The organism is Metabacillus rhizolycopersici, from assembly GCF_020075705.1.
The window spans coordinates 17,964-29,763 of record NZ_JAIQUM010000063.1 but is presented as its reverse complement, the minus strand read 5'-3'; the positions used below and the strand labels follow the sequence as shown (position 1 = coordinate 29,763).

13 protein-coding genes are annotated in these 11,800 nt (G+C 37.3%); 6 read left to right on the top strand and 7 right to left on the bottom strand.

Annotated elements, in window-relative coordinates:
• Positions 1 to 254: 254 nt before the first annotated feature.
• Together K9V48_RS21115 and K9V48_RS21110 are read right to left on the bottom strand one after the other, a co-directional pair.
• Positions 255 to 1,424 (bottom strand): aminotransferase, encoded by a 1,170-nt coding sequence (locus K9V48_RS21115; protein WP_224141120.1) that lies wholly within the window; start codon positions 1,422 to 1,424, stop codon positions 255 to 257.
• Positions 1,421 to 1,921, bottom strand: a complete 501-nt coding sequence (locus K9V48_RS21110; protein WP_111616808.1) for an Lrp/AsnC family transcriptional regulator — start codon at positions 1,919 to 1,921, stop codon at positions 1,421 to 1,423. Before K9V48_RS21110 ends, K9V48_RS21115 begins: the two co-directional genes overlap by 4 nt.
• A 305-nt stretch (positions 1,922 to 2,226) precedes the next feature.
• On the opposite strand from K9V48_RS21110, the gene K9V48_RS21105 reads away from it, so the two are divergent.
• Positions 2,227 to 3,060 (top strand): alpha/beta fold hydrolase, encoded by an 834-nt coding sequence (locus K9V48_RS21105; protein ID WP_224141119.1) that lies wholly within the window; start codon positions 2,227 to 2,229, stop codon positions 3,058 to 3,060.
• Positions 3,061 to 3,315: 255 nt separating this feature from the next.
• On the opposite strand, the gene K9V48_RS21100 is transcribed toward K9V48_RS21105, so the two are convergent.
• Positions 3,316 to 3,576, bottom strand: coding sequence for a DUF1871 family protein (locus tag K9V48_RS21100; RefSeq protein ID WP_224141118.1), 261 nt, complete (start codon positions 3,574 to 3,576; stop codon positions 3,316 to 3,318).
• A gap of 282 nt (positions 3,577 to 3,858) precedes the next feature.
• Here K9V48_RS21100 and K9V48_RS21095 point away from each other — a divergent pair, with 282 nt between their 5' ends.
• Entirely contained in the window at positions 3,859 to 5,025 is a 1,167-nt protein-coding gene (locus K9V48_RS21095) for a MalY/PatB family protein (RefSeq protein WP_224141117.1), read from the top strand.
• A gap of 198 nt (positions 5,026 to 5,223) precedes the next feature.
• On the opposite strand, the gene K9V48_RS21090 is transcribed toward K9V48_RS21095, so the two are convergent.
• Together K9V48_RS21090 and K9V48_RS21085 are read right to left on the bottom strand one after the other, a co-directional pair.
• Entirely contained in the window at positions 5,224 to 5,790 is a 567-nt protein-coding gene (locus K9V48_RS21090) for a superoxide dismutase family protein (protein ID WP_224141116.1), read from the bottom strand.
• Between the two features lie 133 nt (positions 5,791 to 5,923).
• A complete protein-coding gene (locus tag K9V48_RS21085) occupies positions 5,924 to 6,127 on the bottom strand; it encodes a hypothetical protein (protein WP_224141115.1) in 204 nt (67 codons plus the stop codon).
• A gap of 190 nt (positions 6,128 to 6,317) precedes the next feature.
• Between K9V48_RS21085 and kapB the strand changes: the two genes are divergently transcribed.
• Positions 6,318 to 6,704 carry a kinase-associated lipoprotein KapB gene (kapB, locus tag K9V48_RS21080; protein ID WP_224141114.1) on the top strand — a complete coding sequence of 129 codons (387 nt, stop codon included), beginning with the start codon at positions 6,318 to 6,320 and terminating at the stop codon, positions 6,702 to 6,704.
• Positions 6,705 to 6,970: 266 nt separating this feature from the next.
• On the opposite strand, the gene kapD is transcribed toward kapB, so the two are convergent.
• Positions 6,971 to 7,597 carry a 3'-5' exonuclease KapD gene (kapD, locus tag K9V48_RS21075; protein WP_224141113.1) on the bottom strand — a complete coding sequence of 209 codons (627 nt, stop codon included), beginning with the start codon at positions 7,595 to 7,597 and terminating at the stop codon, positions 6,971 to 6,973.
• A gap of 351 nt (positions 7,598 to 7,948) precedes the next feature.
• Here kapD and K9V48_RS21070 point away from each other — a divergent pair, with 351 nt between their 5' ends.
• Together K9V48_RS21070 and K9V48_RS21065 are read left to right on the top strand one after the other, a co-directional pair.
• Complete coding sequence (locus tag K9V48_RS21070) at positions 7,949 to 9,766, top strand: transglycosylase domain-containing protein (protein ID WP_224141121.1); 1,818 nt, start codon at positions 7,949 to 7,951, stop codon at positions 9,764 to 9,766.
• Between the two features lie 38 nt (positions 9,767 to 9,804).
• Positions 9,805 to 10,209 (top strand): thiol-disulfide oxidoreductase DCC family protein, encoded by a 405-nt coding sequence (locus tag K9V48_RS21065; RefSeq protein ID WP_224141112.1) that lies wholly within the window; start codon positions 9,805 to 9,807, stop codon positions 10,207 to 10,209.
• A 204-nt stretch (positions 10,210 to 10,413) separates the two neighbouring features.
• Here the strand turns inward: K9V48_RS21065 and K9V48_RS21060 are convergent, their stop codons facing one another.
• Positions 10,414 to 10,971, bottom strand: coding sequence for a DUF5366 family protein (locus K9V48_RS21060; protein WP_224141111.1), 558 nt, complete (start codon positions 10,969 to 10,971; stop codon positions 10,414 to 10,416).
• A 274-nt stretch (positions 10,972 to 11,245) separates the two neighbouring features.
• Between K9V48_RS21060 and K9V48_RS21055 the strand changes: the two genes are divergently transcribed.
• Positions 11,246 to 11,554: a PepSY domain-containing protein gene (locus K9V48_RS21055; protein WP_224141110.1), complete on the top strand. Its 309-nt coding sequence runs from the start codon at positions 11,246 to 11,248 to the stop codon at positions 11,552 to 11,554.
• The last annotated feature ends 246 nt before the right edge of the window (positions 11,555 to 11,800 follow it).

Below are 11,800 nucleotides of genomic sequence, written 5' to 3'. Positions count from 1 at the left end.
AAATATAGAGCCTAGGCGGGCAACTTTAGTGGAGTTACTTACCCAATTCCTGAAATATGGAGACGAACCGGTCACTGTTGGTGGCACTCTATATGACAATAGCAACAAAGTTTGCGAAAACAGCCTTTTTCTATAAGACAAAAAAGGAATACTAGTAAGCACAATGCTTACTAGTATTCCTTTCTTTTTACTATAAGGCCATAACTAAACTAATCAGCCTTATTTCTACAAACGTGATCTACCGACGCCTCCGCTTAGACACGTCTTTGAACAAATCGTTGCATTCTTTTTAGTGCTTCTTGTAGTTGTTCTAATGAAGTTGCATAAGAACATCGAATAAATCCTTCTCCACATTCTCCAAACACACTTCCAGGAACAACTGCTACTTTTTCTTCAATCAATAGTTGCTCAGCAAATTCTTCTGATGTTAGGTTTGTTTTTTTGATCGATGGAAAAGCATAGAACGCTCCACCAGGAACGTGACATGTTAATCCAATCTCATTTAAAGCCGCAACAAATAAATTCCGACGTTGTCGATAACTTTTCTTCATATGAAGAACGTCTTCTTTACCGTTTTTCATAGCCTCTATTGCTGCAAATTGCGCCATTGTTGGTGCACACATCATTGAGTATTGATGAATTTTTAACATGGCGCTTAATAATTCAGGTTGTGCTGCAACATATCCTAGGCGCCATCCTGTCATTGCAAATCCCTTTGAAAATCCCGAAATTAAAATCGTACGTTCTGCCATACCAGCAATCGAAACAAAGCTTGTGTACACATCATCATATGTAAGCTCTGCATAAATTTCATCAGAAATAACGATCAAATCATGTTTTTCAATAATTTCTGCAAGTCGTTCTAGTTCTTCTTTCACAAGAAGTGTCCCAGTGGGATTATTGGGAGAACATAAAATAATCGCCTTTGTTTTTTCAGTAATGGCCTTCTCTAGTTCCTCAGGTTGAAGCTTAAATTCCATGTCACCGCTCGTTTGAACAGACACAGGAACACCGCCCGCTAACGAGACGAGCGATGCATAAGAAACAAAGCTAGGTTCGATGACAATAACCTCATCGCCAGGGTTTACAATTGCCCTTAAAGCAATATCTAGTGCTTGGCTCGCTCCAACTGTTACTAATAATTCACTTTTCGGATCATAATCAAGCGACGTTACTTCTTTTAAATATCCACTAATTTCATTTCTTAATTCGATAAGCCCTGCATTAGCTGTATAGGAAGTATATCCTTGTTCAAGTGATAGGATCGAAGCTTCTCGAATATTCCATGGTGTGACAAAGTCCGGTTCACCTACACCTAATGAAATAACACCTTCCATGCCAGCGGCTAAATCAAAAAACTTTCGAATACCAGATGGTTTTAAATCTTTGACTATACTTGAGAGGTAATGGGAAGGCTCAATCATGGTGACACCACAATTCTCTTGTCCTCATCATCTTGTTCAAATATTGTACCATCATGCTTATATTTCTTTAAGATAAAATGAGTTGTTGTTGATAAAACTGAATCCAAGGTTGAAAGTTTTTGCGATACGAATTGAGCAATAGCTGACATTGATTTACCCTCGATAATGACAGAAAGATCGTATGCTCCAGACATAAGATAAACAGATTTCACTTCATTGAATCTATAAATACGGCTTGCAATATCATCAAAGCCCACCCCACGCTTAGGCTGAACTTTCACATCGATCATTGCTTTTACTAATTCATGACCATCGACCTTACCCCAATTTACTTGTGCTGTATAGTTAGCAATAACGCGGTGTTCTTCTAATTTTTGAATCATTTGTTTTGTTTCATCTTCTGCTAAATCGATCATTTTGGCGATTTGTTCTGCAGACAAGCGACAGTCATTCTCTAATAGTTCTAAAATTTCAACATCCTTCTCTGTAAACTCCATTTTCACCACTCCTACTATTCAAATCTTCAGACAATTATAGCACTATTGCTTAAGTTTCATTTGTTTCATCGAAAGAAATACAGGTAGACATTTACATGTGTGATTCATTTAATTTCGGTGAAAATATAATAAACCTTACGAAATAGTGTTTGCAGATGCTTGTAAAAAAGTACACTCAAAGAAATTTTGCTCCAAAAAGGGCCTGGCAAAATATCCGAACTTCAACGAACAATTACAAAGCTAATCGACACCTCATTTTATCATATGATCGACTAATAAATATAGGAAAAACGGAGTGAATGGTTATGGAAAAGAGCCATAATTTTTGCAGTACCATGAATATCCTTGGTGTAAACGTTCACTATGAGGTCTATGAGAAAAAGACCCCAAAGCCAACTTTGGTGTTAATCCATGGATTTTTATCCTCCAGCTTCTGTTATCGGAAGATTATTCCTTTATTAGAAAATGACTTTAACATCATAGCGATTGATCTGCCTCCATTTGGGAAAACGGAGAAATCAACTAAATTCATTCATTCTTATAAGAATATGGCAAAAGTAGTGATTGAATTAATCGAAGGATTACAAATAAAAAGGGCATATCTTGTTGGACATTCAATGGGAGGACAAGTTTCACTAATCGCGGCGAAGGAAAGACCAGATTTATTCGAAAGGGTCGTGCTCCTTTGCAGTTCTGGCTATATGAAGCGACTTAGTCCGTCATTGAAAATCGGGTCTTATGTTCCTTACTTTTATTTAGTCATCAAGCATTGGCTCGTTAAGCAGGGGATCGTTAAAAACTTACACAATGTCGTCCATGATCTCTCACTTATCGATCAAGAAATGATGGATGGATATGAAGAGCCATTTTATGATGATCGAATTTTTATGGCACTTAACAAAATGATTCGTGATCACGAAGGGGACCTGTCGCCAGAAGATATAAAACTCATCGAACAACCAAGTTTATTAATTTGGGGGAATGAGGACAAAGTAGTACCGATTCAAATTGGGGAGAGACTTAATAAGGATCTACCAAACTCCTCCTTTTTCTCTTTTAAAAACACTGGCCATTTAGTACCAGAGGAACGGCCTGAGCAGGTTTCTGAAAAAATATTAGATTTTTGCCTGGCTAACTAAGAAAAACGCAAGCGTCTTGTTCAGACCCGTCAGGCATAAGACGCGCACGAATTGAAGGCGTACTTTACCTTCAATTCATGCGTGACTGTAGACCTAAGAGGGTCCGGACACTTGCGCTGGACACGAAAACTAAGTCAAAAAAATTTGCGCTTATCTCCGAAAAAAGAAGCCACTCAGTAATGATGGTAGGTATTTACCTACCATCATTACTGAGTGGCACTGCTTTAAACGTAACCTATTTATATGAGGGAAATTTTACAACTCACAGCTGGCATTATTTTTAATGAAGAGTAGTTGCTGGGAAAAGCTTTTACATTGTTCGAGGGGAATAATTTCCTCAAATGAAAACTCATAGATCGCTTGGATTTTTCTAGCAAGGACCGTTTCATCATCAATTAAATGTACAGCTTGAAGAACATCTACCACTTCTGTTTCATAACTATCTTCACCATAGCCTAGTGGATCCCATTGTAATAAAAGTTCCATCAATTTAATATTCGTGTGCTGTGTTTCCATCTTTTCACCTTTTATAATCTTATTTTCTGCATTGTCATTGTAACACAATTATGCAAAGAGGTAATAGGGATACACAAGTGACTTGTTCGGGTTTATCCTTGCCAAGTTCACAGTTAAAAACGATGGTTTCCTTTCCTTCATTGCAGGCAACGAATACCCGAACGAAAAATATCACTTCGATTAGGAGAGATTTTACTAACCATTCAGCTACAATACATCTCCCATAAAAAAATAGTATGTTACTATATACGTTCTGAGAAATAATCAAATGAGGTGAAGTAAGTGAGTCGATTTGACCGAATCATTGATCGAAGAAATACCAATTCTGTAAAATGGGATACAAAGGGAATTTTCGGTGCTGAGGATGTGCTACCAATGTGGGTTGCTGATATGGACTTCCCCACACCAGATGAAGTCATTGAAGCACTCAAAACACGTGCCAATCACGGGATTTTAGGCTATACGATGCCTGGATCTGACACGGAAGCAGCTATTAGAGGTTGGCTTAAAAAACGCAATAACTGGGAAATAGATTCGTCCAGCATTACATATAGTCCAGGTATTGTTACAGCTCTTAGTATGGCCATCCAAGCCTTTACAGGACCAGAAGATAAAATTGTTATTCAACCACCTGTTTATTATCCATTTTTTGAAATGGCAAAGAAACATAAACGCGAGGTGCTATACAATCATTTACGTTTAACGAGTGATAATCGCTATGACATAGATTTTGAAGATCTTGAAGAAAAACTTTCAGATAAAATGACGAAGCTGTTTATCTTTTGTAATCCACATAACCCTAGTGGTCGTGTTTGGCGTAAAGAAGAATTAATCAAAATCGGCGAACTGTGTGTAAAACATAATGTGATACTTCTTTCCGATGATATCCATTCAGATCTCGTGTTATTTGACAATCAGTATACACCGATTGCATCAATCAATGAGTCCATAGCGAATCAAACGATCACCTGTATAGCTCCTAGTAAAACGTTTAATCTTGCTGGACTCCAAACCTCAGTTGTCTTAATTAAAAATGACACACTTAGGAGAAAATTTAATGCTGTTCAAGAACTTTACGGACTTATGACAGTAAATACATTCGGTGCTGACGCCATGGAAGCTGCTTATAAGCATGGAGAGGTATGGCTAAATGAACTGATTCATTATTTAGAGGATCATATTCTCTTCATAGAAAACTACATAAAAGAGAAACTTCCTGAAGTAAAGGTAACAAGGCCTGATGCTTCATATCTCGTATGGTTTGATGTTCGTTACCTTCAAAAATCAGATGAGGAAATCATGGAACTACTTTTGGAAAAAGGGAAACTTGCATTAGAACCCGGATCAAAATTTGGAGAAAATGGTGCTGGATTCCTTCGAATGAATATTGCTTGCCCAAAGGAAACACTAAAGGATGGGCTTGACCGTTTCGTGAAGGCATTAAAATAAACAAAAGCGGAGGCGCCTTGTAGCCTAAGGCAGACTATAAGCCACGCATGAATAAAAGGCGTGGCTAGACCTTAGAGGGGGCTAGGTACTGGAGCTGGATGTCGTGCGCTCATCCGCAGTAGAAGTACACGAATTTTATAAATTCCTAAGCATCAATCGAAAATGGGGCTGACTCAAACGTGTCAGCCCCATTTCTCTTCATTCCTCATCAGCAGGCGTTACTTCTTTCTTCTCCTTTCGATCAGCTTCCTTTTTAGTCACTTCACCACATGCAATTCGCTGACCAGAATCACCTGCCGGTTGGGTCATTCCGTCATCTTTGCCTTCAGTAATAACAATTGATGTCCCTTCGTTGAATAGTAGAGAGTTTTTTTGATCGCCTTTGAGAGTAAGTTCGGGTGCCATCAGCTCTGCCTCAACCTTCCCATCCTCGGAAATGATATTTGGTAAATCACCTGCATGGGCACCTTCTGGATTCAATAGTCCATGTAGTTTTTCATCTGGATTAAAATGATTTCCCGCACTTTTAAAATCTGGTGCTTCACATACTCCCTTTTCATGAATATGTAATCCATGTTCACCATCTGGAAGCCCTTCCAATAATACTTCTAACTTTACTCCTGCAGACTGTTCTGCTACCACGATTGTTCCAAGAGAATCACCATTCTGATTAAACATTTCTACATCCATTTTCGTGATGGTTTTCTCCATGCAACCAGATAAAATAAAAGGCAATACAAATAGTAAAGCTGTTTTTCGTTTCATAATACCCTCCGTTTAAAGATGTTGGCTATAGGGTATTATTTGCTTGTGCTTTTGATTTTATGCAAAAGCTTTGTTTGATAAAGCGAGACCTTCCATCAGTGAAATCTTACTGCCTGCTAAAACAAACGGGAAACTACTCTTCTTTTGCGCTTTCTGTTGCTCGTTTATAAAGCTCTTCCACTTTTCTTTGTTCATTTTGCGAAATCTTTACAATGTAACGATATGTAAAAAAAGCACCAATCACAAAGAGAAGAAAAGTTATTACGGCTGGTATATATTCCGTTTTATCTTCTGGAAAATATAAAAGAAATGCTAAAACCTCATTGTATTGACTCATCTTTGCACGACCTTTCTTATTGTTTACTATAGCAAGTTTTCGGTCATTTCACTAGGGAAGGTAACAAGCAGAAGCATTTCAATCATTACTATTTCCCCTTTCAACATGGTAAGATAAGGTAGAGTCTAAAATTCAATGATGCTTTTACCCATGATTAACAACTTATCTTTTAAAAAAGGAATGACGTAAAATGGAAGAAAGAAAGTTAGGCGAAATCGTTACAGGTTTATATAAGACAGGAAAATATATTGGTGAAATAACAGACATTCGTTCAATGCATTATTTAGTAAAGGTGAAGGCTGTTCTTAAGCATCCACAGCAAGGTGATTTACATAATCCAAAGCAAGCAGACGTTCCGCTCTTTCATGAACGTCGCGCACTAGCATACAATGAACAAACAAATATCCCACTAAAGATGGTCAAGCCCTATGCGGGACATGTACCAGATTATAAAGAATCACTTAAAAGTGCAGTGAACTCTTTAAAAGATGAGCTTGAACAAATGGATACACCGTGGGCAAGTCAATCACTTGTAAATCTAGCAAGCTTAGAAGCAGATTATTTCTCAACTAAATAACGGTAATCTTAAACTTCATTCAATAATAAAAGACTTACCTTCGCTTTTACGGGCAGTTATCCTCCACCTTCGCTCCTTTTAATACACGAAAGGCTAAAGTCTTAAGTCGATGGGTGGAGATGTTACTGTCATGATTGGTGTAGTTTACTTCATATTTAGCTTCCCATTCGTGCGGGATAACACTATTTCCTTTTGAAAAGAACGGACAATACCACTTTTCGTTATTGAGAAAATCATAGCTGTGTAAATCCTTACTTTGTTGGTTTTTACGTTGCATATTTATTAAATGCCTTTGCCAAATCAACTCGATCACCGATTGTCGGAGGAGCAGGCTTTTGTAAATATCGTTTGTCCTCCTCCACTAACTTGAACAAATTATAAGTGGTTAACGCATCATCTAAAGCTCGGTGATGTTTCCCTGTTGCTTTTTTCCCATATTCCTCGACTGCCTTCCGAAGACCTGTTTGATTTCGGTCTCCAAAAAACTTTTTATACTCCATCGACAAATCTCTAAATCTCCCTGTAAATGGGAATTTCTCATTATTCATTTGACAATTTTGCCGCAATACCTTCATATCCATATTTCCCCATGTTATGACGGTAGTAGAAGAAGCTTGATCGTATATTTTTAGAGTAGTTAGTAAGTCAGAAAATGAAATGCCTTCATCAATTTTTGCTTGAGAAATTTGTAGAAAGTTTTTGCAGCGCTCACTTAAGAAGGGGAATCGTTTTGGTTTTACATATGAGGAGAATTGTTCTGCTTCAATTTGATTGTTCCGAACAGAAACAATCCCAACTTCAATTATTTCTGGATAAAATCCCTTAGGATTTGATTTTCCCTCTGGCATCGTAAACTCGAAGTCAATAAATAATAAATGTTCTTGTCCTTCCAAACTCTTTCAACCTCCCTCCCTAAAAATCAACGTTCTTACTATCATTATATCATCGTAGCACCTGATTTAACTTTACTTTTTCAAAAAATAGTAAATTATCCCTTGTCTATTTTTTTCCGAAAGTGAAAGCGTCTTAATTAGCCTCAAACTTAGACCCAAGAGGGACCGGACGCTTGTGCTGGATGTCAAAACGCTTATACAATGTACAAGAATTTTGGAGATTTCCAGAAATAAAAAATAAGTCCTCCATTTAGAAAGAATCGGTTACAATAAGACTAGAATTGATTACTTTATTTTAGAAAGTGTGTGACTGATTTGCGGAGTTTATTTGGTTGGTTTTGTGTAGTACTAATGGTTCCTCTCTTCCTTTTCAGCGGTTTCATTGCTGGTAAAGAATCGAAAGCCGTAAAAGGATTAGGGACAGTTTTAGATGAAAAGATCCCAATTGAATCTGTTGAATTAGCAGAGAATAGTTATATTTTTGATCATGAAGGACAGTTAATCTCTGAAATCACTTCCCAACAGCAAAATCGTACGTATATTGGGTATAACGATATACCTGAGATAGTAAAAGACTTATTTATTACATCAGAGGACCAACGCTTCTTTGAACATATTGGATTCGATGCTGCCGGTATGCTTAGAGCGGTTTTTATTAATGCCAAAAACCAATCTGTTGAGCAGGGCGGAAGTACAATTACACAGCAGCTCGCGCGAAATGTCTATTTATCTCATGAACAGACATATAACCGAAAACTAAGTGAGCTCCTTTATTCCTACCAGCTTGAAAAGAACTTTACGAAAGAACAAATTTTAGAAGCATACTTAAATGCCATTTACTTTAGTAACGGGACTTATGGAATAGGAACGGCAGCTACACACTATTTTAGTAGACAAATCCAAGAGCTTCATTTAGCAGAATTAGTGTTCATAAGCGCAATCCCTAACAATCCAACGATGTATGATCCCATAAAAAACTTTCAGAATACAAAAGATCGGCAAGAGAGATTGCTCGTACAGCTTTATGAGAATGGCACGATTTCCAAGCAAGAAATGGAAGATGCAATCGACTATCCAATTACTCTTTCTAGAAAGACGCGGGTCGATACTCAGCCAGATTATGTTACGTACGTTCATCAAGAATTAAAACAGTTAGTTTCCGCAAGTGAAGGCTATGCCCAAAAGCTGTCTGAGGGTCAAAACAAAAAGTCAATTGACGATCAAGTTACAGAACGTGTAAATGAAGTGTTAAGTCAAGGGATTATTATCCATACAGCATTAGATTCCACTCTACAAAAAAGATTAGTGACCGCGTTTGATCAGCATCTTCCCTCTAACCAAATCCAAGGTGCCGCCGCTATTATTGATCATCAGTCGCATAAAATCGTCGCTCTATTTGGTGGAAAAGATTATGAAAAATTTTCATTCAATCGTGCTTTTCAAGCTTATCGACATCCAGGTTCTGCTATAAAACCACTGCTAGATTATGCTCCTTATATCGATATCACTGGTGCAACGAAGAATTCACCAATTGATGCCGGTGCATTTTGTAAAGGTAGCTACTGTCCTGAAAACTATAGTAAGAAAAACTACGGAACAGTCTCACTTGAAACAGCTTTAAAATATTCCTATAACACAGCAGCCGTTCGGATGCTTGACACAATTGGGCTTGAGAAAGGCTTTTCTTACTTAGAACCATTTAACTTTGCCTCTGTCACAAAGAAGGATTATCAAAACCTCGCTACTGCAATAGGTGGTTTTGACCACGGTATGTCACCGTTAGAACTAACGAGCGCATATACGACTTTTGGCAACGACGGCCTTTATTATCAAAACCGTACGATTGTAAAGGTAACAGATTTAACCGGAGAAACGCTGTATGAATGGAAAGAAGAGCCTATGCGAGTATGGAAGGAATCTACAAACAATCAAATGCGGTCTTTATTAGCATCAGTCGTAAAAAGTGGAACTGGCCAAAAAGCATTTGTCGCTAAAGATTATGTAGGTGGCAAAACAGGAACATCTAATAATTATAATGATTTATGGTTTGTTGGATTAACAGATAGATACACTGCCGGTGTGTGGGTAGGAAAAGATAGCAATGGCAGTCTAAGGAGTATTTATACTCAAGGTCCTCAAATACTTATTTGGAGAGATATCATGAAATAGGAAAAATGATTTAAGCATCTAAGGAAGAAGGGTGATCAATGAATACATCTAACAGGCCGATCCTGCTGTTTGATGGCATCTGTAATTTTTGTGATCAATCTGTTCAGTTTGTCATCCGTCACGATAAACTGAACACATTTAAATTTGCTGCCCTTCAATCGAATGTTGGGCAAGAATTATTAAAGAAGTACAATCTTCCAACCGAAAACTTCGATAGCTTTGTGTTTATCAGCAACGATAGGTGTTATCAGAAATCAACTGCAGCCCTACATGTATGTCGAGGCTTAGGTGGGATATGGAGAATCCTCTATTTACTTATTGTGATTCCAAGGCCGCTTCGGGATAGGTTTTACAACCTCGTCGCCAAAAATAGATACAAATGGTTTGGGAAGAAAGATCAATGTATGATCCCTTCCCCAGAAGTTCGCAAACGATTTTTATAGAAGGCTTATCTCTAAAAGCGCCAGCGCCTTGATCAGCCTCGGGCAAATAAGACGCTCTTGAATAGAAGGTGTTTCTACCTTTAATTCAAGAGTCGTCGGACGCTTGCGCTGGCTATCGTGCGCTTAGCCACTATATAAGAATTTTATCGTTTCCTAAGCGACAAAAAAGATGGATCAACGATTAAGTCGACACCATCTTTTTGCTTACACTGGCAAACTTGCCATGACACTATTGTAAAGTCTAAAACATACAAATAAGGTCCCTAAAATAAAGATAAACCAAAATAATACCTGGAACAGCACTAATCCAATTAAAGAAAATGAAGTGAGCGAACTACTAATTTTGAATACCATATAAATAAAGCAACAAATCGTTGCAAGAAGAAAAATCGCAGCAATTGCAAGTGGATATTGAATTGCAACCAATGAGATGGCACCTGCAACTAAATAAAAAGTTGATCCACCCCTTATTTTTGTCAAGCTCTCACCTGCCACATCCTTTGAAAAAAATAAAAGGGAAAGCTCTGTCACTGTGTTTGCGATTAATTTCAGCGCCGAAAAAACCATGAAATAAAGTAATGCAAATAAGATGAATAAAGCTAACTTTATTCCATTATTCGAAAAGAATTCTAACATTCCATCATAGATTCCAAAAACCTGCAAGTAATCGATAACAAGCATGACTGTCGCAATCGATAAAGAAGTGCTAAACAACAAAATTGTGATAAGCGGAAAGTAGCTAGTAAAGTACATATTTTTCATTTTATTTTCCCCATTATAGTAAATTACGATTCGTATGATTTTCACCATTATTATGAATCAGTGTGTTGCTTTTAGCAAGAAAGAAATGACAGTTTTCATAACAAAAGGGGAAGCGCCTTGATCAACGCCTAAATCGGTAAAGATTATCTTTTCTGTGCAAGTCCATCATGATCTATTCTTTCCCTTTTCTCATCAAATCTTAATCTTTTCCTTCGTATTTTTTAAACTGGAGTAGTTAGTATATACCTATCAACAACTTAGGGGGGGATTAAAAATGAAACTACTAACCTTGCTATTAACAGGTGCTTTTCTAGTAGGTGGATTCGGAGCTCATGCAATATTTTATGAACAACAAGCAATGGAGCAAACACATACTCAAGAACAAACAATTAACCAATTAACAGCAGCGAACATTGCCTTAGATTTATCAAATGGTGGTCTAGTAACGAAAACTCATATGATTGAAGAAAACGGTAATAAAAAATATGAAATATCTTTGATTAATCACGATAAGGAATTTCAGGTGGTTATTGATGCATCGACGGGAGAAGTATTGAACTGTAACGACAATATTAAAAATTAAGTTAAGTAAACATCATTAAAACTTCATGAATTGAATTGTATTTACTATCCTGAAAAGTCTTTTGGTATCTTTATCGACCTCAACTCAACACACCTATCATCCTTTTTCTAAGGATCTTTCCCAAAAATCCCAAATGAACATATGAATACCCTCTACAAAACTCGCTAACAACCCAACTATAAGAAGGTAGAAAACAAGCCAAACCCTTATCTATCAAGGGTTTGACTCTTAGTTGTTTTTATCATT

Coding starts and splice junctions, on each gene's coding strand:
- K9V48_RS21085 (WP_224141115.1), bottom strand. CDS start 6,127: ATGAGTCAATACAATGAGGTTTTAGCATTTCTTTTATATTTTCCAGAA.
- K9V48_RS21055 (WP_224141110.1), top strand. CDS start 11,246: ATGAAACTACTAACCTTGCTATTAACAGGTGCTTTTCTAGTAGGTGGA.
- kapB (WP_224141114.1), top strand. CDS start 6,318: ATGGAAGAAAGAAAGTTAGGCGAAATCGTTACAGGTTTATATAAGACA.
- K9V48_RS21060 (WP_224141111.1), bottom strand. CDS start 10,971: ATGAAAAATATGTACTTTACTAGCTACTTTCCGCTTATCACAATTTTG.
- K9V48_RS21110 (WP_111616808.1), bottom strand. CDS start 1,921: ATGGAGTTTACAGAGAAGGATGTTGAAATTTTAGAACTATTAGAGAAT.
- K9V48_RS21100 (WP_224141118.1), bottom strand. CDS start 3,576: ATGGAAACACAGCACACGAATATTAAATTGATGGAACTTTTATTACAA.
- K9V48_RS21065 (WP_224141112.1), top strand. CDS start 9,805: ATGAATACATCTAACAGGCCGATCCTGCTGTTTGATGGCATCTGTAAT.
- K9V48_RS21105 (WP_224141119.1), top strand. CDS start 2,227: ATGGAAAAGAGCCATAATTTTTGCAGTACCATGAATATCCTTGGTGTA.
- K9V48_RS21090 (WP_224141116.1), bottom strand. CDS start 5,790: ATGAAACGAAAAACAGCTTTACTATTTGTATTGCCTTTTATTTTATCT.
- K9V48_RS21115 (WP_224141120.1), bottom strand. CDS start 1,424: ATGATTGAGCCTTCCCATTACCTCTCAAGTATAGTCAAAGATTTAAAA.
- K9V48_RS21070 (WP_224141121.1), top strand. CDS start 7,949: ATGGTTCCTCTCTTCCTTTTCAGCGGTTTCATTGCTGGTAAAGAATCG.